Annotated in this window: 17 protein-coding genes and 1 tRNA gene; 8 read left to right on the top strand and 10 right to left on the bottom strand. The window is 43.8% G+C overall.

Translation table 11 applies throughout. From position 1 onward, the window contains the following. Positions 1 to 83: 83 nt before the first annotated feature. The 8 genes from CLV48_RS20565 to CLV48_RS11905 all read right to left on the bottom strand — a co-directional run bounded on the left by CLV48_RS20565 (position 84) and on the right by CLV48_RS11905 (position 7447). On the bottom strand, positions 84 to 245 hold the full coding sequence (locus CLV48_RS20565) for a hypothetical protein (RefSeq protein ID WP_170069021.1): 162 nt from the start codon (positions 243 to 245) through the stop codon (positions 84 to 86). A 423-nt stretch (positions 246 to 668) separates the two neighbouring features. Continuing rightward, entirely contained in the window at positions 669 to 1175 is a 507-nt protein-coding gene (locus tag CLV48_RS11870) for a hypothetical protein (protein ID WP_106567506.1), read from the bottom strand. 1 nt (position 1176) lies between these two features. Then, entirely contained in the window at positions 1177 to 1848 is a 672-nt protein-coding gene (locus CLV48_RS11875) for a DUF3800 domain-containing protein (protein WP_106567507.1), read from the bottom strand. 15 nt (positions 1849 to 1863) lie between these two features. Continuing rightward, entirely contained in the window at positions 1864 to 3009 is a 1146-nt protein-coding gene (locus CLV48_RS11880) for a restriction endonuclease subunit S (protein ID WP_211299936.1), read from the bottom strand. Next, a complete protein-coding gene (locus CLV48_RS11885) occupies positions 3009 to 4577 on the bottom strand; it encodes a type I restriction-modification system subunit M (protein WP_106567508.1) in 1569 nt (522 codons plus the stop codon). Before CLV48_RS11885 ends, CLV48_RS11880 begins: the two co-directional genes overlap by 1 nt. A 377-nt stretch (positions 4578 to 4954) precedes the next feature. Continuing rightward, entirely contained in the window at positions 4955 to 6214 is a 1260-nt protein-coding gene (locus CLV48_RS11895; protein WP_245889544.1) for a site-specific integrase, read from the bottom strand. A gap of 161 nt (positions 6215 to 6375) precedes the next feature. Beyond that, positions 6376 to 6449: transfer RNA gene (locus CLV48_RS11900), tRNA-Asn, on the bottom strand. A 152-nt stretch (positions 6450 to 6601) separates the two neighbouring features. Beyond that, positions 6602 to 7447 carry a hypothetical protein gene (locus CLV48_RS11905; protein ID WP_106567665.1) on the bottom strand — a complete coding sequence of 282 codons (846 nt, stop codon included), beginning with the start codon at positions 7445 to 7447 and terminating at the stop codon, positions 6602 to 6604. Between the two features lie 143 nt (positions 7448 to 7590). Between CLV48_RS11905 and CLV48_RS11910 the strand changes: the two genes are divergently transcribed. The 3 genes from CLV48_RS11910 (at position 7591) to CLV48_RS11920 (ending at position 13699) form a co-directional block, all read left to right on the top strand. Further along, positions 7591 to 8049: a (2Fe-2S)-binding protein gene (locus CLV48_RS11910; protein ID WP_106567511.1), complete on the top strand. Its 459-nt coding sequence runs from the start codon at positions 7591 to 7593 to the stop codon at positions 8047 to 8049. A gap of 25 nt (positions 8050 to 8074) precedes the next feature. Beyond that, positions 8075 to 10354 (top strand): xanthine dehydrogenase family protein molybdopterin-binding subunit, encoded by a 2280-nt coding sequence (locus CLV48_RS11915; RefSeq protein ID WP_106567512.1) that lies wholly within the window; start codon positions 8075 to 8077, stop codon positions 10352 to 10354. A 222-nt stretch (positions 10355 to 10576) separates the two neighbouring features. Next, complete coding sequence (locus CLV48_RS11920; protein WP_106567666.1) at positions 10577 to 13699, top strand: AsmA-like C-terminal region-containing protein; 3123 nt, start codon at positions 10577 to 10579, stop codon at positions 13697 to 13699. 261 nt (positions 13700 to 13960) lie between these two features. On the opposite strand, the gene CLV48_RS11925 is transcribed toward CLV48_RS11920, so the two are convergent. Next, complete coding sequence (locus CLV48_RS11925) at positions 13961 to 14887, bottom strand: ThuA domain-containing protein (protein ID WP_245889545.1); 927 nt, start codon at positions 14885 to 14887, stop codon at positions 13961 to 13963. Positions 14888 to 14966: 79 nt separating this feature from the next. Here CLV48_RS11925 and CLV48_RS11930 point away from each other — a divergent pair, with 79 nt between their 5' ends. From CLV48_RS11930 to CLV48_RS11940, 3 genes are all read left to right on the top strand, one after another. Further along, the gene (locus CLV48_RS11930) at positions 14967 to 15938 is read left to right on the top strand and encodes a DUF6807 domain-containing protein (protein WP_106567513.1); all 972 of its coding nucleotides are present in this window, start codon (positions 14967 to 14969) and stop codon (positions 15936 to 15938) included. Positions 15939 to 16035: 97 nt separating this feature from the next. Next, a complete protein-coding gene (locus CLV48_RS11935; protein ID WP_106567514.1) occupies positions 16036 to 17406 on the top strand; it encodes a Gfo/Idh/MocA family protein in 1371 nt (456 codons plus the stop codon). Continuing rightward, positions 17393 to 18787, top strand: coding sequence for a putative oxidoreductase C-terminal domain-containing protein (locus CLV48_RS11940; protein ID WP_342748299.1), 1395 nt, complete (start codon positions 17393 to 17395; stop codon positions 18785 to 18787). Before CLV48_RS11935 ends, CLV48_RS11940 begins: the two co-directional genes overlap by 14 nt. Positions 18788 to 19241: 454 nt before the next feature. Here CLV48_RS11940 and dinB read toward each other — a convergent pair whose 3' ends face one another. Next, a complete protein-coding gene (dinB, locus tag CLV48_RS11945) occupies positions 19242 to 20432 on the bottom strand; it encodes a DNA polymerase IV (protein ID WP_106567515.1) in 1191 nt (396 codons plus the stop codon). A gap of 99 nt (positions 20433 to 20531) precedes the next feature. Between dinB and CLV48_RS11950 the strand changes: the two genes are divergently transcribed. Continuing rightward, positions 20532 to 21227 carry an XRE family transcriptional regulator gene (locus CLV48_RS11950; RefSeq protein WP_106567516.1) on the top strand — a complete coding sequence of 232 codons (696 nt, stop codon included), beginning with the start codon at positions 20532 to 20534 and terminating at the stop codon, positions 21225 to 21227. A 355-nt stretch (positions 21228 to 21582) separates the two neighbouring features. Then, the gene (locus tag CLV48_RS11955) at positions 21583 to 22068 is read left to right on the top strand and encodes a methylated-DNA--[protein]-cysteine S-methyltransferase (protein ID WP_106567517.1); all 486 of its coding nucleotides are present in this window, start codon (positions 21583 to 21585) and stop codon (positions 22066 to 22068) included. The last annotated feature ends 44 nt before the right edge of the window (positions 22069 to 22112 follow it).

Genomic DNA, 22112 nt, shown 5'->3' on the forward strand with positions numbered 1-22112 from the left:
GCAGGTTATTAGCCCCGAGTGAGAACTCGGGGATTTGGATGGTTTGTCTAATGGTTATTTCAACTCCGGAGGAGTTGAATTTTTCACAGAGGAGTTGCGTGTACCTGTAATTCAACTCCTGCCTGTAATTCAACTCCTGCCGGAGTTGGGAGATTGGGGGTGGTGGGGCGTTCTTTTACCCCGAGTAGCGACTCGGGGCTAATACCCTTACGGGATTGAACCCCTATCGGGGTTTTGTAGAACATCAAAGCTATAATCTCTTGAGTGTTTTTACTTTAATTAATATTTGCGCACCAGGTTCATTTCTAAAGCCTGTTCGGGTTGTGTGGTCATGTATGAAAAATGCCTCTGTGATCAAAACAAAACTGTTGTAACAGCAAGATGTGGAAATATCAACGTAAAACCAAGTGTTAAAGTAAGTCTGGGGCTTAACTTTTCCAAAGTTTCAAACGCTGTAAAAGTTTTTACCCAAATTGAAAAATCTTTTTTGTTGAGCATGGAATTTGAATTCTACGGTTTTAGCGATTTTTGCTGTTGAACGGTGAAATTGTTGTTTTATCTGTATTGATTCTAAATAAAATCTCCGTATCTTTGCATTGAGTTCATCCTACCGTTCGGAGGAAGGAAATCGGAAAACGCAAAGCCTCGATGTTTTGCGTTTTCTGCATTTATAGGAGTGTGTCAAGTCTCCGCCTCCACTTTTTTTCAAACTTATTCCGATTGGCATCTTTTCCTTCGACATGGAATGCTGTGAGCAGATAATAAGCAGATCTATCTCTCAACGGTTCTAAAATCACGACATAACTTTCAGTTTTATCATAGATGTAAGTTCTAACGCCTTCTGGTTCCTTTACTGAAAAAGTAAGCATTTCATTGTCTTTCCTCTGATCAAGATGATGTCTGACCCAATGCAGACGAACAGACCTCTTCAATTCAAATTCCCTTTGTTTGGTTTTCTGATCAACAACTACAGTTGTCAAGTGGGCAAACAAAGTATCCATCTCAATTTCGCCTTCTTTTGGTGTCGGATAAATTGGTTTTCCATTAAATGATGGCTGCCCCAGATCTATGAAGTCGCGATTGAAAACACCTCTAAGTGATCTGTTTCTTTCATGTGGTCCAAGACCAATCAAATCCAGCAGCTCATTGTAAATTTTCAGTAAATTGAGTGGCATCTTATCTCAGTTCGATGAAAAACAAGTTCATTTTGTTCTCTGTGTATCTGCTTGAAGCTTCAAGAGTTTGATCTGAATGTTGCCTGATTCGCTCAATCAGATTTCTTTTTGCGGAAACTTTTTTTTCAGTGACATTCAAGTTGTAACTCAATGCCCCGAGCAAGAGATCAGTAAGCTGCATCATCAAGCTTTCTTTTGAATGAATGTTCTGAACGTTCCTAAACACCCCCATCTTTATGTTGAGAATGTCTTTCAGTCTTTGCACTTTGTGTGCGCTTAGGGTGTCTTTGATGTCTAAGTAAACGTTGTAGGTGTATCGTGAGTCTTTGTTGTGGTTCAAAAGCTGGTAATACATTTTGTAATAGAGATCGTCGAAATCCTGATTGAACCTTTGGTTGTCCACCTGATCTTTTTTCACGATGATTGCTCTAAAAGCAATGTCTGTGGCGAAAAAATACTCGATCAACTCTTTGTAAAAGTCATATTGGGAAGCCGAAACATTGCTCCATTTGATCTCCCCATAATAATGATGCTTTTTTTTGATGTTCTTGATCCGCTCATTGTGTCCTTCAAGCTGATTGTAAGCAACCGAGGTGTAACCAATCAGCATGTAAGGCTTATGGTCATTTTCAAGGTGACAGCTTTCGTCACAGTACATGTTGAATGTTTTCATGTTGAGTTTCTTTAGTTAAACAAACATCTGCTGCAACAGCCCCTTCTTCCAAGTGCGCAAGCCCTGAATCTGGCTGTCTAGATTCGAAATTGAGTTCTGAATTTCTTCGGTAAATGCTACGATTTTGAGTTGTTCATTTGTTGAAGGCAACATGATTTGAAGCTTCTCAATGGTGGTCTTTGAAAGACTTGGAACCCCCGAAGCTTCATTGTGTACTTTCCAATTGATAGTTTGAAAGACCAAGTAAACAAACCTTGGAACGATTTGCTTGAAGCTGTGGGTGTAAAAAAGTGTGTCCACCGTCCAGAATTTACCCTTAAGAAACATCGGTTTGTCGATTGTGCCCTTTCTTCCAATTCCAACACTTTCTCCTTCATAAAGGAAATCGTCAACGTAAGTCATGAGTCCCCCAGTGCCGAATACAGGAATATTCCCGTTTCCAAGATGTTTATAATCTTTCCCACTTCCGATTTTCAAAACCTCCCCCAACCGCTTCTCCTCCCAATCCGGAAATTCGCTGCCATCATCCTGCTTGAAACGGATTTGCTGGCTGAAGATCTGCTGCATCACGCCCTTTTTGTAGGCTTCCAGCTTTTCCTTCTTCCGCTCCAGCAACTCGATCCGCTCGTCCACCGCCGAAAGGAATGACGCGATCTTTTGCTGCTCGGGGAGGGAGGGTGTATATAGTTCAAAAGTTTTGAATTCTTCAGAATTTATACCTGGTTGCCCTGAACGCATGGACATGACTTTAACCCATTTGTCATATTTTGCTGTTAAAGTGTGCTGAAAGACGAAGAATGGATCATTGTCGGAAATACGAAATTTGATTAAAAATCCAGCAAAATAAAGATCACCATCTTTGGAATTATACAGGTAAGTTTTTCCCGTACTTGCTCCTGTACGAGCAAACACCAAATCGCCTTTTTCAAGCTTGTATTTACGCTCAATTTTTCCTTGAGGAGAGGTTAGTGGATCCGGATTGTATTTTCTGGTAATTTCATCAATATCTGTGATTCTGATGTATTTGTGTTTTCCATCATAATCGACAGCAGAAGAATTCATTCCGTACATTCCATCTTTTGTAATTTCGCCGAATTTTACCTTTTTCCAAGGACCCGAGAAACCGTTGAATCTGATCTTAGGTGTTTTTGTATCCATCATCAAAACGGCGCTTTAATTCCCAATTCCTCACAAAATGCTTTCAGTACAGCATCGTTGCTTTTCAGTGCTGCATCCAATTGCTGTATTTCTGCTGCTGTGGCGTCCAGATCCACAGGTGCTTCTTCCTCAAAGGTGTCCACATAGCGGGGGATGTTGAGGTTGTAGTCGTTTTCAGCGATTTCTGCTAAAGATGCCACGTAACTGTACTTGTCGATGGTTTTGCGCTCGCGATAGGTCTGCACGATCTTGTCCACGTCTTCTTCCCGTAGCTCGTTCTGATTCCCTACTTTGATGTAATTGCCCTCTCCGCTGGCATCGATAAAGACCACGTTGTCGTCCTGCTCCCGGCACTTTTTCAGTACCACAATACAGGTCGGAATGCTGGTACCATAGAAGATGTTGGCCGGAAGTCCGATCACGGCGTCCAGTACGTTCATCTCTTTGATCATGTACTCCCGGATATGTCCTTCTGCCCCTCCACGGAAGAGCACCCCGTGAGGGAATACGCTGGCCATGATGCCATTGTCTGCCAGTTGGTACAGCATGTGCTGCATAAAGGCAAAGTCGGCCTTGGTCTTTGGGGCCAGTCTTCCGTATTGGGAGAAGCGCTCGTCTGTATGGTACAAGGGATGGTCGTCTCCTTTCCAATGGGCGGAAAATGGTGGGTTGGCCACTACTGCTTCAAATCTATAATCCAGATGCTGTGGGTGCATGAGGGTATCTTCCTGTGCGATGTTGAACCTGCGGTAGTGGATGCCGTGCAGGATCATGTTCATTCGGGCCAAGTTGTAGGTGGTACGGGTGAGTTCTTGTCCGAAAAATTCGCTGACCTCGACTTCTTTGGCTACACGAAGGAGAAGGGAACCTGAACCCGTTGTGGGGTCATATACGGATTTGAGTTTGTCTTTACCGGTGGTTACGATCTTCGCAAGGATCTTGGACACTTGCTGCGGGGTGTAGAATTCCCCGGCGGTTTTGCCTGCACCTGCGGCAAACTTGCCGATCAGGTACTCGTAGGCATCTCCCAAAACGTCCGACTCGATGGCCTGCAATTTGAAGTCGATTTTGCTCAGGTGGTTTAGGATCTGTACCACCACTTCGTTTCGGGCTTTGGGGGTACGTCCGATTTTGCTGGAGCTCAGGTCTATGTCAGAAAACAGGTCGTTGAAGTCTTCCTCGGAGTCCGTGCCCATGGTGCTTTGCTCGATGTGGTTGAGCACGGCTTTGAGGTCTTCTAGAATGTAATTGCTGTCCGTTTCGGTGGAGGCATTGCCTTTGGCCGTCATGGACTCGAAGAGTTCCTCGGGTTTGAGGAAGTAACCCAGGTGCTGCAGGGATTCTTCTTTGATGGCGTCCAGCAGTTCGGGGTCAGTAAGTTGCAGGTAGTCCTTCACTTCCTCTGTTTCCAGAAGGTTGTTGGCGTAAATGTACTGTCGCTCGGAAAGGTATTTGTAAAATATAAAGCCCAGGATGTAATCGCGGTAATCATCTGCACTGACTTTGCCCCGGAGGACATTGGCGATATTCCAGAGCTGGCTTTCCAGCAGTTGTTTTTGATCTTCTGACATAAATTTCTTCAGTGTTTTTCTTGCGTACTTTTACAGAATGACGCAATCCTCTGCTTGTTTTTGCATGCGCAGGGGGTCTCCTTAAGGAGATGGCTTCCGGTATTGTTCCCAAAATGAGCGAATGTCTCGAATTTTCTCTTTGCTGTGAAAAAGACCCTGCTATCGGTTGGGATACAGGTAAGTTCCACACTTCCATGTTTTTGGGTTGCGGTTCTTATGTCCTGCCAAGTTTTGCCCCTGATGGTAAAAACGTTTTGCTGGCTAAGATAAGCGTTTAGGTGGAAAATGCCAGCAATTTGAAAAGAGAAAAGCCCCACCCTAGAGGTGAGGCTTGGAGAGTTAAATGTATCTCGTTTAAATGGTCGGCATTTACCGTTTTACCCAAATACCTTTCGGCAGACTTGCTCATGCATGTTGTCCAGCACTTCATTGTCAAAGAGTTCCAGATAAATCCCTGTCACCGCGTTCCCGTACTCATGCCCAAGGGCTTCCGCAATGATGTCTTTGCTGAACCCCAGTTGTTTGGCGATGTTGGAATAGGTGTACCGGAACACGTAAGTGGTGATGGGTTCTTGGGTATTGGCCATCTCGCCCAGCTGCTTGAGGTATTTGTTGATCAGCTTCCTTTTTTGACCAGAGATGTACACAAAGCGTTTGGGGTCAGCCATTTGTTCATTGGTGAAAATCCCCAAGAGTGTGTGGTTTGGGTGGAATTCTCTGAGAATGTCCATGGCTTCTGGCAGGAGCTTGATGCTGTACATTTTTCCAGTTTTTGAGCGCTTGTAAATCAAACGGTCCCCTTTGATGTCTTCTGGTTTTGCTTGTAACAGATCCTTTAGATTGATGCCTCTGAGCAGGAAAATCAGCTTGCCAATACACCAAGAGCTGTACAGGAATTTGTTTTCGCTGGATACTTCGAGCTTTACAAAGCGCTTCATTTCTTCCAAAGTGAGCACCCTAGGGGTGGTTTTACCCCGTTTGATGGTGTATTTGTAGAAAGGGTACCATGCTTGGTCCACGAGTTCCTGTTTGATGGCTTTGTTACAGATGGCTTTCAGCGCACGCATGTACACACCCACTGTGTTGACGCTCAACTTTTTTTCATAGAGCCTGCGCTCGATGTCCAAAATGTCTTTGAATACAAATTCGCTGAAAGGTTTGTGGAGATTGTGGATTTTCTCCAGAACTGAGAGACTGTTTTTGTACACAGTGGCATTTCCCGTTCGGCCCGTTTGGTACAGGTGGTCGATTTCTCTTTGCCAAAAGATATGCATGGTCACCTCATGATTAGACTCGATTTGGAGCAGGGTCAACTTCAGCTGCTGCGCTGTAAGTTGTTTCAATTTCTGTACAGGGATCTCCTGCAAGCGTTGATTGTAGAGCTGAAGTTGTTCGAGAAGCTTGGCATTTCCTTCGGGATTGTTGCGGTATTGTCCGCCTTTTTCAGAAAATTCCGATTTTTTTGCACGCAGACCAGTCGGAATGTTACGGTGTTCGCGGTTGTGGGATACTCTTAAGACGATGGAGTAAGCCCCGTTTTTCGCGGTTTTTCGCGTGTCCAGGTGGATTTTGATTGTTGCCATAAGCGTTGTGTTTATGGCTTTCGCGGTGCTGAAAAAGGTGCACGCATTTTGCACGCATTTTGGAAAAACATGGTGAAAATGCTGGTTTTTCAGCTCGTTTCAACTGCGTTTTTCAGTGAATGCTTTTCCGCTTGTTGTAATGAAAAAAGCCCCAGAAATGCATTCTGAGGCCGTTTTTAAAACAAAAAAAGCCCTGCATTGCTGCAAGGCTTTTGCTCCCCCTCTTGGGCTCGAACCAAGGACCCCATGATTAACAGTCATGTGCTCTAACCAGCTGAGCTAAGGAGGAATTTTGTTGTTTTGTTAAGCGCTTTCGTTTAACGTGATGCAAACTTAGCAGGTTGGTCTATTTTTTCCAAATGTCATCCTTAAAAAAAATGACTTTTGACAGACAATTCCTTAATTTTAATTCAAAATCAGGGACTTATTTTTTTGCTTTTATTAGGTTTCCTGCTTGTTGAGCAATTTGTTGTAGATGTATGTAACCCCTAGTACCATTAATCCAGCAATCACAGCCAACATTACATTAAAATATGCAGGAGCGGATAATGTCAGCCTTAGAAATATAGTTGCCAAGGCAAATGAAGAATACCTGAAAAGGTTGTAATATTTTGTGGTGTACCTAAGGGAAAATAATAGAATAAATACATCAGTAAAGATCAGCAAAGTATAAAACAGTTTGATGCTGTAAATAAATTGATGGTTCTGATAGGCTGAGACCAAATCATAAACTCCCAATCCGATGAAAGAAATTGTTAGGTAAATGGAAATCAATTTTTTGATCCCTATAAACTTCTGTTGCTCTTCATAGCTTCCGGTAATCCTGACGTGTTTTTGTGCCCTGTAAAAAAGTCCCGTAATCAGGAATATCAGTATGGCGCCAAAAGCATCGGAAATGATAGGGAGCAGTTCCAGCAGGAATTCTACTCCCCAATTTACTTCACCCAGATAATGTCCAAATTCCTTGAATGCATCGCGTAACAAAACCAGGGATATGATCTCAAACTGCTTTCCTACTGCATCTGCCACAGATTTGGGAATCAGGAAAATCAGCCCCAAAACCTCAAAGATCAACAGGACATTAAAGGCCAGTTCAATGGCAAAGAAAGCACTGTATCCTACACTTACCTGATAGATATCCAAATATGCCAAAACTCCAAGTAATAATCCCGCCAGGAAAAATGCCACAACGATATTGCTGATGATCTTCGAAATCGGTCCGCTTTCCCAGCGCTCATCCAGCATATCAAAAGCCTTGATCTGAATTTGGAAAAATTTTTTTATCATGGCATGATTTTGGAAACGTATCTGTTTGCAATTCAATCTACCAAAATAAAATGTTTGGATTGTTTTTTCGGGGACAAAAATCACATTAACTTATAATCCTTATTTTCAAAGCCAACAATCATCAAAACAATATTCAAGAATCGATGGAAAAATTCACCCTGATAATCAACGGAAAAAAGCAGCAGGTGGAGGTAGAGCCGGACATGCCTTTACTCTGGGTGCTGAGGGATATCCTTTCCTTAAAAGGAACCAAATATGGTTGTGGTCAGGCACTTTGCGGCGCCTGTACTGTTTTATTGGACGATGAGGCCATACGTTCCTGTACCTTTCCTGTATCAGAAGTAGGAAGTCAGAAAATCACAACGGTAGAAGGGCTTTCCAAAGACGCTAATCACCCTATCCAAAAGGCCTGGGTAGAACATGTAGTTCCGCAATGCGGTTACTGTCAGACAGGACAGATCATGAATGCCGCCGCTTTGTTGAAACGGAATCCAAAGCCATCAGAAGCTGAAATTGAATCTGCGATGGCAGGTAACCTCTGCCGCTGCGGTACCTATAACCGTATCAAGGAAGCCATCCTTACCGCTTCCAAATCCTATTGATTTTTCCACAGAAAAGAAAAATGTCATGATACCAAAATTGCCCTTTCTGAAATCCAAAGATCCTGAAGATAAAAGTAAAGTATTTATTCCCTCACGAAGAGATTTTCTGAAAATCAGTTCCCTTGCCACAGGGGGGTTCCTTTTAGGAGTGAACTTCCAATGTAGTGGTCCCAAAGGCAATACCATCACTTTTGCTCCCAATGTATATTTGAGCATTGATTCTGATAACCTGGTGACAATTATCGCCCACCGCTCTGAAATGGGGACCGGTATCAGAACTTCTCTGCCTATGATTGTTGCCGATGAGCTTGGAGCTGACTGGACTAAAGTTAAAATCGTACAGGCAGAAGGAGATGAAGAAAAATATGGAGACCAAAATACGGATGGATCCTACTCCGTAAGGATGTTTTATGAGCCGATGCGTAGGGCTGGAGCAACAGCCAGGCATATGTTATTGGCAGCAGCTGCCCAAAAATGGGGAGTAGATGTTTCCGAATGTAGGGCAGAAGATGGTCAGGTGATCCATTCAGGAGGCAAAAAAATCAAGTTTGGAGATTTGGTAGAGATAGTCAGGGAATTGGAAATGCCAAATGCGGATAATATCACACTTAAAGACTTTTCTTCATATAAGCTTATCGGCAAGGATGTTGCAATTTATGATAACTTAGATATTGCCATAGGTAAGGCAACATTTGGGGCTGATATCGATCTGCCAAATATGCAGGTTGCCATAGTAAAAAGGAGCCCTGTAATTGGTGCCAAAGTTATTTCTTATAATGATGCAAAAGCATTGGCCATTCCTGGCGTCAATAGGGTGGTGAAAATTGAAGGGTCTGGAATTCCTCCGGGCCTCGACAAGCCTTTGGAAGGAGTTGCCGTAATTGCAGACAATACCTGGGCTGCGATGAAAGGTAGGGATGCCCTTGAAATTGAATGGGATTTAGGGCCAAATCAAAATTATTCCTCAGAAAAACAGTTGCAGGAAATGTTGCAGAGTACCTCAGGAAATGGTAAGGTAAGAAGAGAAAGAGGCAATTTTAATTCCGCCCGGCAACAGGCAGGACAGGTAATTGAAAAGACCTACCTGGCGCCTTTTTATGCTCATGCGACCATGGAGCCTCCTACAGCCATGGCGGATTATAAAGGAGATGGAACCTGTGAAATTTGGGCGCCCACACAGCATCCGCAATGGGCAAGACAAGCAGTCGCTGAGGCATTGGGCATTGACTATCAAAATGTCAAAATGAATGTTACCCTCCTGGGTGGAGGATTTGGAAGAAAATCAAAACCGGACTTTGTGGTGGAAGCTGCACTGCTTTCCAAAGCTGCAAAATCACCTGTACGTGTACAATGGACAAGGGAGGATGATCTTCATCATGACTTTTATCATGCCCAAAGTGCCCAGCGCATCCGGGCAGTTTTGGATAAAAATGGCAATCTGAGCGGTTGGAACCATCATACAGTATTCCCCGCTATTGGAGCGACTGGAAATTCCGATGAACTCCATCCTTCTGATGGAGAATTGGGTCTTGGTTGTATAGATTTTCCTTATGAAGTTCCCCATATCCGGATCGAAACCCACGAATCCAAAGCGCATACTAGAATAGGATGGTTACGTTCGGTGAGCAATATCCACCATTCATTCGCTGTCAATTGTATGCTGGATGAGGTAGCTGAAATCAAAGGAGTTGATCCGGTAGATTTTCTGTTGGGCATGTTGGCAGAGGATAAGAACCTTACTTTTGAGGGAGAATTGAAAGGTGATTTTGGCAATTACGGAGAGCCATTGGATAAATTTCCATGGAATACCCGCAGATTGAGAGGGGTTATAGAAAAAGTAGCTAAAGAGGCAAACTGGAAGCAAGCTATTGCTTCTGGGAAATCAGTAGGATTTGCCGTCCAAAAAAGCTTCCTTACTTATGTGGCCTGTATCGTAGAAGTGGAGAAAGGAAACAATGGACAGATTTTAATTCCGGAAGTGCACTATGCCGTAGATTGCGGAATAGGTGTAAATACAGACCGTATCCGGTCACAATTTGAAGGAGGTGCCCAATTTGCGGCCAGTTTGGTTCTCACTTCTGCCATAACCTTTGAAAATGGGAAAGTACAGCAGAATAATTTTGATGGGTATGAACTGATCCGAATGCCACAGGCACCGAAAAAGACCCATATTCATTTAGTAGAAAGTATGGAAAAGCCAACGGGGGTCGGTGAACCGCCCGTACCGCCATTCATACCTGCAATGTGCAATGCAATCTACAAATTGACAGGAAAAAGAATCTATAGATTGCCCTATAATGGGTAAGGTCTTTTGGGTCAGAGGATATTATTTTGAGTGTGTTTATGCTTGCTCAAATATCTTTCTTCCAACAGTAAATTGTTATTTACTTAGTTAAAAGGGTCTCAAAATACCCAAATAGTCAAGTATAACCTTTAGGATTGCGGAAGCAAACCTAAAGGTTTTTTTATTTCCAATGTAACCATGTCTAGGGCGCTTGCCGTTTGTGTAGGAAATTTCAAATGCCTCATGAAAGTTTGGATAAAGAAGGTAATCATTGCCCTGTTTGCCCTTCCGTTTTTTTTGATAGGGCTGACCGCTGCTGTGTTTGCTTTGAAACAGGAAGCCATCACCCAAAAGGCCATTGATGCTGCTAATGGACAGTTTTTAGGAAAGCTGACCGTGGAAAACAGCCGGATTTCTGTGTTGTCGGATTTTCCATATATCTCCATTGACCTCCAGGGAGTAGCATTTTATGAAAACAAGGACAAAAATACCCGGCCTTTTTACAGGGCAGGGGACCTGTATGTAGGGTTCAATATCTGGGATATCTTAAGAGGAAATTATAAGGTGAAAAGCATCCGCATCAGTGAGGGGCATGTAGATGTGGTCAAATATCCTAATGGTGACATCAACCTTCTTTTGGCTAAGGGTATACAGAGCAAAAAATCGGAACAGGAAGAGATAATGGAGTTTGACCTGGCCAAGCTTAAAATCAATAATTTTTCAATTTCTTATGAGGACCTTTCAGACACCATGTCCTACAGGATTCACCTGGACAATTGGAAAAGCAGTATTCGGAAAAGGGATGGGAATTTTGAATTTGATTTGGATGGGAAACTGGTGTTTGATTTATTGCGTAAGGGGCTGCCAACCTTCTTTTTCAACAAGCATATCAGACTGGATTTGGATTTAATTTACGATCTGGAAAAACAGATATTGAACTTAAAACCTTCAAGTGTGATGTTGGGAGAGGCTTTGTTTGAAGCAAAAGGAAAAGTGGATGTTTTGGAAGAAGGAATCGATCTTGATCTTAAGTTAGATGGCCAAAAACCTGATTTCAATATAATCGCCGCATTTTTGCCAGACCTGGTGTCCCAGGCACTGAAGGAGTACCATAATCAGGGTGAAGTGTTCTTCAAGGGCTCGGTAAAGGGACTTATTGCTGAGGGCCACAGTCCATCCATGAATTTTGAATTTGGATGTGAAAATGCCTTTTTTCTCCGGGCAGAAAACAACAGAAAAGTGGATGACCTGAGGTTTTATGGTTTTTTCACCAATGGTGAGGAAAAAAGTCTAAAAACTTCTGAGCTAAGAATCCAAAACTTCAATGCCCGACCGGATCAGGGAATATTTCAGGGGGATCTGATCATTCGTAACTTCGAAGATCCCTACGTAAAGGTAAAACTGAATGCGGACATAGATTTGGGATTTGTCAGGGAGTTTTTCCGATTGGACGCCTTTGAAGGAATGAGCGGACAGGTGCTACTCAGCATGGATTTTGATGAATTGGTGGAAATAGATGCCTCAACCGCCGATCTGGCGAGGCTGAAGCAAAGTGTTCAGTCTGAATTGAGTTTGAGAGACCTTAACTTTTCCTTGAAAGGTTATCCCTATCCTGTACAGGAGGTCAATGCTTATGCTATGATGCAGGCAGGGAAAATTACGCTCCGGAGATTGAATTTTAAAATCAAGGATTCTGACATCGAACTGAAAGGAAGTTTGAGTGACTTTCCCGCACTTTTCCACCGATTTTCCAAACCCATCGACCTTAACATAGAGGCCAAATCAAAATTGCTGGATCTGGGACAGTTGCTTGACAATGGAAATACAGAAGAAAAAATCCATGATTTAACGCTGAGATTTGGTTTTACAGCTCAAGCAGATGAACTTTTTGATTTTGCCTATTTACCCAAAGGGCAGTTCAGGATTGAAGATTTTCATGCAAAGCTGGAAAATTACCCCCATACATTCCATGATTTTGATGTTGAGGTTTATGTGGGAGAAAAGGAACTTGATGTACGGAAATTCAAAGGAGAAATAAATGATTCGGATTTCCTTTTGAAATTCAAAGTGCAAAATTATCCAAAGTGGTTTAAAGATGAGCGGGAAGGTGCGTCAAGTATTAGGGGAGTATTTCAGTCCAATAAACTGAAAATCAGTGACCTTATGACTTATAATGGGGTCGATTATCTACCTGAAAGCTGGAGGGATGAAAAAATCAGCTCTCTGAATTTCCAAGGTAAATTGGACCTGTATTTCAATGATGGCCTGCAATCTGCTGATTTTATTCTAGAACAGCTTACCGGAAGGATGCAAATGCACCCGCTCAAACTTGAACATTTTAGAGGAAAGGTAAATTGGGACAAAGGTTACCTTTCCATTAAGGATTTTGGAGGAAAAATGGGAGCATCTGAATTTGCCTTTGACCTGGGACTCAATATGCGGGACAGTGTCAAAACCAGAAATGATTACTTTCATTTAAGAGCAGCTGCCCTGGATCTGGATGCTTTATTGGGATTCAAAGGATTTGAGGAAGATACCAACCATGCAGAGGCATTCAATATTTTCAAGATTCCATTCAGGGAAATGGAGTTTTCAGCCGATATCAAGCGCTTGAATTATCATTTTAATTGGTTGGAAGACATTAGGGCAAAAGCGCGGACAAACAGCAATCACTTCCTTCATTTGGACACGCTCAGTCTAAGAGTAGCTAAAGGTAGCCTGGGAATGAAGGGCTACTTCAACGGATCCAATCCCGACGAGATTTATTTACATGCTGCATTGCATGCTGAAAAATTAGACTTAGATAAATTGTTATTTAAGCTGGAACATTCAGGAAAAGATATCATGATCAATGATAATTTAAAGGGAAGCATTTCCGGAAATATTGAGGGCAGGTTTTTGGTTTATCCTGATCTGACACCAATAATTGATAAGTCAGAAGCAAAATTGGCTCTGACGGTCTATGATGGAACCTTATTGAATTTTGCGCCATTTTCAGCTTTATCAGACTATTTTTCGGATAGGAATCTGAACAGGGTAAGGTTTGATACCCTATCCAATACCTTTGAACTTAAAGAAGGAGCCTTGATAATTCCAAGGATGAATATCAACTCCAGTCTAGGTTTTTTGGAGATTTCGGGAAGACAGGGCCTTGATATGGATATGAATTACCAGATTCGGATTCCTTGGAGCCTTGTAACACAGGTAGGTGCAAGGGCATTATTTGGGGGAAGATCCAGAGAGGAAGTTGATCCGGATCAGGAAGATGCCATTATTTTCAGAGACCAAAACCGCCGGGTAAGGTTCCTCAATATCAACATGCAGGGCAGGCCGGATAACTATCGGGTTTCATTGGGCAGAAGGTAGGTTTAGGACCTTTGGGTGCGCCGCGGCTTACCCAAAGGTCTTTTTGATTTTTTTTCAACATAATTCAAGAGTTGGGTTAAACACTTCATTTCTACCAATGACAAATAGTCATTTCTCGCGGCGATCGCTGCGACTGCGCTGCGCCCGCCACGTGAAACCTTTTGTCATTTTGTGATCTGTAAATACTGAATTTTAAAATCTCAGCGTGATGCGATGCACTGGATATCATCCTCTTCTCTGTAAATGCTGAATTTTAAAATCTCAGGAAGACCCCAAAGGCCGATCATCACAATCCACATCTCCGACCACATATTGCAAACCGTTCAAAAAGAACCGGAGCAAGTCCGGGTTTTCAAAACTCTGGGCATTGTGGGAGGGGGAGCAATACATCACCTTGCCCTTGCCTTCTGATCTGATCCAGGCCAAAAAGGTTTTTCCTGTCTTGGCAGGCTGCCTTTGACCCCTGATTTCTTCATTGTTGAAATAAAGCAAGGGCCTGAAATCGATATCTTCATAAGCGTTGCTGTAGAAGTAGGGTTCATCTATATGGTTGAAACCTTCTTTTGGAAAAACCTTTATAAGGGGATGTTCGGGATCTACCAGACGCACTTGAATGGGCTGTTGGGGAGGATGGTAATCAAAACTTGCACCTACCAACCTGCTAAATGCCCTGGATTTGTTTTGGGTTGTAATTCCGCCATGGACCACCATCAGTCCACCTCCATTTTGGACATATGCCAATAAATTATTTTCTAATTCCAGGGCCTTTTGCATTAAAATCAGGCTGTCAGTATCTGACTCAGCCCTAAGTTTATCCCAGAAAAGATTACGGTGTTTAGGTTTTGAACAAGTGTTATTAAGCACTACAGCACTGAATTTTTTTAAGTTTTCGGATTCAAACATCCTGATGTCCTTGCTGTCCATGACTTCAAATGCCCCACTTTTTTCACTGATGATCCGAATCATTTCGGACGTATGGGGGATGACCCAATGTTCAAAACCGGTATGTAAGGAAAAAACCAAAATCCTTTTCTTTTCAGAAGCGGGAAAATCCGTTTTCTCCGGAGCCAAGCCATGAATTTTTTGTTTCCATGCATCATTGAAAGGGATTACAGGTAAATCTTGGCAATAAGAGGGATGAACAGACCCGGTCAGAATGAGCATCAAAGTGGATATTATTCCAACCATCCTAAAATCGGAATTTTGCATGGCAGCTTTCGATATTTTGTATAAATTGATCAATCCAAACCAAATAACCTAATAACCAATGATTTTCAAAAGACTTTTCTGTGGAATGGCATGGCTTATAATATTGCCGGTTTTAGCTTTTGGCCAGGAAATCCAATTAAGGGAATCAGAAAAAGGGATAGATTTTGTATTTGAAGATAAGATCTTACTGAGGTATCAGACAGCCATGGCTCCTGTTCCTGAGGGAGTAGATGCCCAATTCAGCAAATCTGGATTTATCCATCCGATTTATTCTCCATCAGGGCAGGAACTTACCCGGATTCAGCCTCCTGATCATTATCACCACTATGGGGTATGGGGGCCTTGGACCAGGACATTGGTGGAGGGAAGGGAAGTGGATTTTTGGAATTTGGGAGATGGACAGGGTCGAGTGGATTTTGATCGTCTCCTGGCTTCCAGGGAACATGCAGAATATGCTCAAATCGTAGCCAGGCAAAATCATATTGATCTATTAGCACCAAATGGACCACAAGTGGCCATTGAAGAAGATTTGGGAATCAGGGTTTGGAACGTGCAGGATAAGCGATATGCAGTGGATTATATTACTGAAATCTCAACGCCATTAAGCAGTCCGGTAGTATTAGATGCATATCGTTATGGTGGAGGAATTGGATTTAGGGCCACAGCCCGCTGGGGAACAGCTAACAGCCAAATAATGACTTCAGGAGGTGATGACCGCAAAACAGCAGATGGGAGTTTTGCCAAATGGGTGATGGTGTATGGGGAGTCTGATGACCCTTCCGGCCAAAGCGGCATACTCTTTCTTAGCCATCCCAACAATAGAGCACATCCTGAGCCAATGAGGGTATGGCCAGAAGAGGATTATGATGGTGTAGGAAATGTATTTGTAGAATTCTGCCCTATCCGACATGAAGCATGGGAAATCCAACCCGGCAAGACTAATATACTCAAGTACAGAATGATTGTGTTTGACGGAAAATTATCAGCTGAAGAAGCGGAAGCCTACTGGATTGAATTTGCAAAATATTGAAACCATTAAGCCCGAATTATGCATTAGGGTTCATAATAACTTGTGCGCCGTGGCGTAGAAATTCTAATGCATATTTCGGGTTAAACCTAAATAACCTATGAAAAGAAGAGATTTTATCAAAACTACCGCTTTATCAGGTGCTGTATTGGGTTTTCCAACCATAGTACCTGCATCGGTATTTGGGAAAAATGCACCCAGCAATAAAATTCACGTAGGACAGATCGGTTGTGGCCGAATTGCAAGGGACCATGATTTACCAGGAACATGGAAACATGATGTAGCGAGGATTGTGGCGGTCTCCGATGTAGACAGTAAGAGGATGAGGGAAGGAAAAGAGTTGGTTGAGCGTTATTACCGCAATAAAATGGGTTCGGCTTACATGGATGTCAGGCAGTATGGAGATTATCGGGAAATGCTCCTGGATAAAGACATCGATGCTGTGATTATCAGTACGCCTGACCATTGGCATTCCCAACCTGCCATGGAAGCTGCATTGGCAGGCAAACACATCTACCTGCAAAAGCCCACCTCACTCACCATCAAGGAAGGCAGGCAGTTGACAGATTTGGTGAAAAGAACCGGTGTGGTTGTGCAATTAGGTACCCAACAGCGCTCCAGCCCCCAGTTCAGGATAGCGGCGGAATTGGTACGTAATGGGAGAATTGGGAAACTGCATACTGTTCGCATAGGGTTGCCAGGTGATCCTTCTGGACCGGAAGCAGTTCCTATGACTGTGCCTAAAAACCTGAATTTTGACATGTGGCTGGGCTCAACACAGGAATTGCCTTATTCTGAAATAGGCGTGCATCCCCAAGAAGGATATGACCGGCCGGGATGGTTGAGGCATGAAAACTATGGAGCAGGAATGATTACCGGATGGGGACAGCATCATTTTGACTGTGCTGCCTGGGGTATGGATACCGAACTCACCGGGCCAAGCTATATTGAAGCAGTCGCAGAATTCCCCAGATCGGGGTTTTGGAACGTGCATGGGGATTTTATGGTCAAAGCTGAATACAGCAATGGAATTACCATGTTGACCAGCGGGGGTTATCCCAATGGCATCCGGTATGAAGGTACCGAAGGTTGGATATGGGTTTCCCGCGGGGACTATGTCGTTTCTGCCAGTGATCCAGTGAGCAAAAGCGAAAGTGCCAAAGCACTGGATGCTTCCGATCCGAGAATATTGGAGTCGGTAATTGGCCCCAATGAGATACACTTATACAAGAGTGATGACCAGCATGGCAACTGGCTGGAATGTATCCAAACTGGTAAGAAACCTATTTCCCCGATTGAAATTGGGCATCGCTCCTGTTCCGTTTGTCTGATCAGCCACGTGGCCATGAAAGTGGGAAGAAGATTGGAGTGGGATGTGGAAGCAGAAAGATTTGTCAATGATGATGAGGCCAATGCACATCTAAGCAGGCCCCAAAGAGCACCTTATGGAACAGATTATGTTAAAGTTTAAAAGCATCAAAGTTTGGGCAATTCAAATGTTGGGATTACTTGTTTTGCTCCTTTTAGCCAATTGCTCATCCCCAAAAAAAGACAGTATGGAGGAAAGTGACAAGGTGGTATTTATGAGTTTGGATCCTGGGCATTTTCATGCCGGATTGATCCATAAATCCATGTATCCCGGAGTGGATTCTACCGTGTATGTTTTTGCACCGGATGGGGATGAACTCAAGGATTTCCTTCAAAGACTTGAAGGGTATAATACAAGAAGTGACCATCCTACCGCCTGGAATGTGGAGGTTTATAAGACGCCCGATTATCTCAATCAGATGATCCGAAGGAAGCCCGGGAATGTGATGATGGTGGCCGGTAAAAACGACCAGAAAATAGATTATATCTTAGCCGCAATTCAAAATGGAATACATGTCTATGCGGATAAACCTTTGGTGATTGATCAGGAGGGATTCGGGAAATTGCAGCAGGCATTTGCTTTGGCACAGGAGAAAGACCTCTTGCTTTATGACATCATGACCGAGCGTTTTGAGATCACTTCCATTTTACAAAAAGAGATGTCTCTGATTCCTGCAGTTTTTGGGACTTTGGTGGATGGAACACTGGAGGAACCTGCGATTACCAAGGAAAGCGTACACCATTTTTTCAAATATGTTTCCGGACAGCCCCTGATCCGTCCGGATTGGTTTTTTGATGTGACCAAACAAGGAGAAGGCTTGGTTGATGTGACCACGCATTTGGTAGATCTGATCCAATGGGCAGCTTTTCCTGATCAGGTTTTGGACATGTCTGAGGTAGATATGCTTGCTGCGAAAAGGTGGTCTACCCCTCTTTCGTCAGAAGAGTTTCAAAAAGTTACCGGAAAAGCAGATTTTCCGGAGTTTTTACACAAAGACCTTCAAGATGGGCAGCTTCAGGTCTATGGCAATGGAGAGATGCATTATACTTTACGGGGTAAGCATGCCAAGGTCAGCGTCATTTGGGATTTTCAGGCTCCAGAGGGAGGAGGAGATACCCACTACAGTGTGATGCGGGGCACCAAAGCCCATCTGATCATCCAACAGGGGGAAGCAGAGGCTTTCAAACCCACTTTATATGTGGAGTTATTGGAAGGGCAGGAAAGGGAATTGGAGGAAGCCATTCGTGTAAGCCTACAGGAAAAATACCCTAGGCTTGGCTTGGAGAAGTTGCCCGATGGAAAGTACCTGGTACAGATTCCCGATAGTTACCATGTAGGTCATGAGGCCCATTTTGCCCAAGTGACGGGAAGGTTTTTGGAATACTTCCAAAAAGGCAATATGCCCGATTGGGAAGTGCCCAATATGCTGGTGAAGTATTTTACTACTACAAAAGCTTTGGAACTGGCAAGGCAAAGTCCATGAAAAGACCGGCTGGGTACCCGTGAAGTTTTTTACGAACCACCAAATAGACAAAAGGAACACAAAAGTTGGATTTATTTTAGAAGCGAGACGTCAGCTGTTCGGGATTTGTAATCCCGAACCCTGATACCATGTATTTTAGAATCGGTTTTTTTACCACATACTTCACAGTAGATCACTGCCAGTCCCGTAACCTGCTGTCACGCGGTTGCACCGCGGGACCATTGAATATGGAGCTTTCAGCGCATTTTTTTAACCGCTAAGGACGCCAGAGTTTTCGCAAAGGACACAAGGAAAAGAGGTTCTACGTTGTCACGTGTTTCTGAACGCGGGACCAATGATCCCTGGGTTTCCGAATGCAGGAACCGAAAAACCAATCTCCTTTGTGTTTTTGAGCCTTTGTGGCCCATTATCCCGTCTTAAATCTCTTATTACTTTAATTGGCCTATCTTTTCTTCTATAGCGCTACTCCATTAAAAGGATTGAAGCGTCTTCTTCCTACCTGCATGCCAATGGCCCGGCACACAGTTTTATCCCCGTATTTCACGTTGATCTTGTCCAGGGCCTGATACAGGCGGATCTGCTCTTCGGTGTCCTCAAAGAGATTGATCTGATAATTCCCATGGACGAGGTGGCTGAAGCGTACGCCGATCAAGCGGATAAGCAGACGGCGTGTGTACAGCTTTTTGAACAGTTCTTTCACCGTTTTGATGAGTGTATGGTCCGCAGAGGTGTAGGGGATGCGCTGCTGTACCGTATGTGTGTCAAAGTCCGAATAGCGGATCTTCACACTTACACAAGCCGTGAGCTGCTGCTTTTGACGCAGTTTGCCGGCCAACTGCTCTGTCATGGCGATGAGGTTGGCCTCCAGCATCTTCACATCAATGGTGTCCTGCTCGAAGGTGTTTTCCGAAGAGATGGACTTGGCCTCTGTGTAAGGGACCACAGGAGAGCGGTCGATTCCATTGGCTTTTTCCCAGATGCTCAATCCGTTTTTGCCAAAAGTAGCTTCCAGCAATTCTGAGGGCATAACCTGCAGGGTCTTGACTGTCTTTACGCCCATATTGTACAGGGTAAGGGAAGTCTTTTCTCCGATCATCGGGATTTTCCGCACAGAGAGGGGAGCAAGGAAGGGTTTTTCTGTTCCCCGGGTAACTTCTTTGTAATTATTGGGTTTGGCTTCTCCTGTGGCCACTTTGGATACAGTCTTATTTTCAGAAAGGCCCAGAGAAATGGGCAGGCCGCTTTCCTTCAGGATCTTTTCCCGCAGTTCTTTGGCCATCTTTAAGCAACCAAAAAACCTGTCCATACCGGTATAATCTATGTAGAATTCATCGATAGAGGATTTTTCAAATAGGGGTACATCCTCCCGGATGATTTCCGTGATTTCATGGGATTTTTGGCTGTATTTCTCAAAATCCCCCCGGATGATCAAGGCTTCCGGGCAGAGCTGTCTTGCAGTCCGCATCGGCATGGCCGAGTGTACCCCAAATTTTCTCGCTTCATAGCTGCAGGAAGCCACCACTCCCCGGTCTCCCGATCCCCCGATCAGGATGGGTTTACCATTCAACCTGCTGTCGTACAGCCGCTCCACCGACACAAAAAACGAATCCAGATCCATATGGACTATACTTCTTCCACTGCTCATTTTGTCAAATATTTTAACATTTTACTGTTTATAATTTAAACAAATTTTTCTATATTTGAAAAGGAAAATCACAATGCACGACAGTAGCTGACAGAAAAAATGTATCTCAACGCCAACATTAAATTTCTACGCAAGCAAAAAAGCCTGACCCAAGAGACCTTGGCCAATGCCTTAGGCATCAGCAGGTCCAAGCTGGCGGGGTATGAACTGAACATCAATCCGCCCTTGGAGATCATTTTGGAGATGGCGGATTATTTTGGGGTTTCGGTGGATATCCTTTTGAGGAAGGATTTGGGCGCGCTTTCTGAATACAAACTCCGGCAGCTTTTGGAGACAGATCAGTTTCTCCGGGGTCGGAACCTCCGCATTCTCAGTACCACAGTAGATGCAGAGGGTAAAGAGTTGATAGAGGTGGTGTCCCAGAAAGCCAAAGCGTCTTATCTGGCTGGCTTTTCGGATCCGGATTTTATAGAAGAGTTGCCCCGCTTTTCTCTGCCCTTTTTGCCTCAGGATAAGAAGCACCGGGTTTTTCAGGTGGATGGGGATTCCATGTTGCCTGTTCCTGAAGGCGCCTGGTTGGTCTGTGAGTATGTAGATGACTGGTTTTCTATCAAGGATGGGGAAAAATATGTCATCGTCACCGAGCAGGACGGGGTGACTTTTAAGATTGCCTACAATCAGATCAGGGAAAAGGAGCGGATTTTGCTATGTTCCAGCAATCCCATTTATAAACCGTTCTATGTTTTGATTGCGGATGTAAGGGAAGTATGGAGGTACAGGTTGATGATGGTGTGAAGGAGAGGTTAGAGACGAGATGCGAGAGGTTAGAAACAAGACTCAAGACTCAAGAATAAGAGATTCGAATTAGAAGCACCAAGTACAATGTACTATGCACCAAGTGATTTCGATTGTGGGAGGACCGATCGTAAATAAATCAGCCCTTTGGCTGATTTGGGGAGAGCCTGTCCCGATTAAGTATCAAGTAAAACAAGGGTGTGGCATCGGAAGGCGGATTTCGGAAGTGATTTTGTCCTGAGCAGAAATAAAATCCTATTTCAAAGACAAAATCCATTTAAATCCGTTATACCTTGTAACACGCTTACGTTTAATTGACATATTGAATTATCCTCACCCTTAAAAGAGTAATGGCATGAAAGAATTTGCAGTGATGGAAACTCCATTGGGTAATGTACGGGCTGAGGCCTGGGATGGATACCTGGTCAGCTTACAGTTTACCGATGAGCCGGTTACAGAAACCTTTTTGGATGGCGTTTTGATGGACGTCAGGATACAGCTGGGGCTGTATTTTCAAGGAAAACAAGAAACGTTTGATATCCCGGTCGCCTTTGGTGGTACAGATTTTCAGCATCAAGTCTGGATGGAGGTCAACAAAGTGCCTTTCGGAGAGACGAGTACTTATGAGAAAGTTGCCCTCAACTTAGGAAATCCCAATGCCGTAAGGGCTGTTGGTACCGCTATTGGGGCCAATCCGATTTTGATCATGCTGCCCTGTCACCGCATTGTAGGAAAGCATGGCCAGCTGACAGGCTATGCCGGAGGCTTGTGGCGGAAATCCAAACTCCTTGAATTGGAGCAAAAGGATAAAGTGGGCAAACAGGTTAAATTGGAGTTTTGATCTTTTTGCCCATGGGAAGGTAAAGTCACTTAACATCCCGTTTC

Source organism: Cecembia rubra (assembly GCF_003014575.1).
Taxonomy (GTDB): Bacteria; Bacteroidota; Bacteroidia; order Cytophagales; family Cyclobacteriaceae; genus Cecembia_A; species Cecembia_A rubra.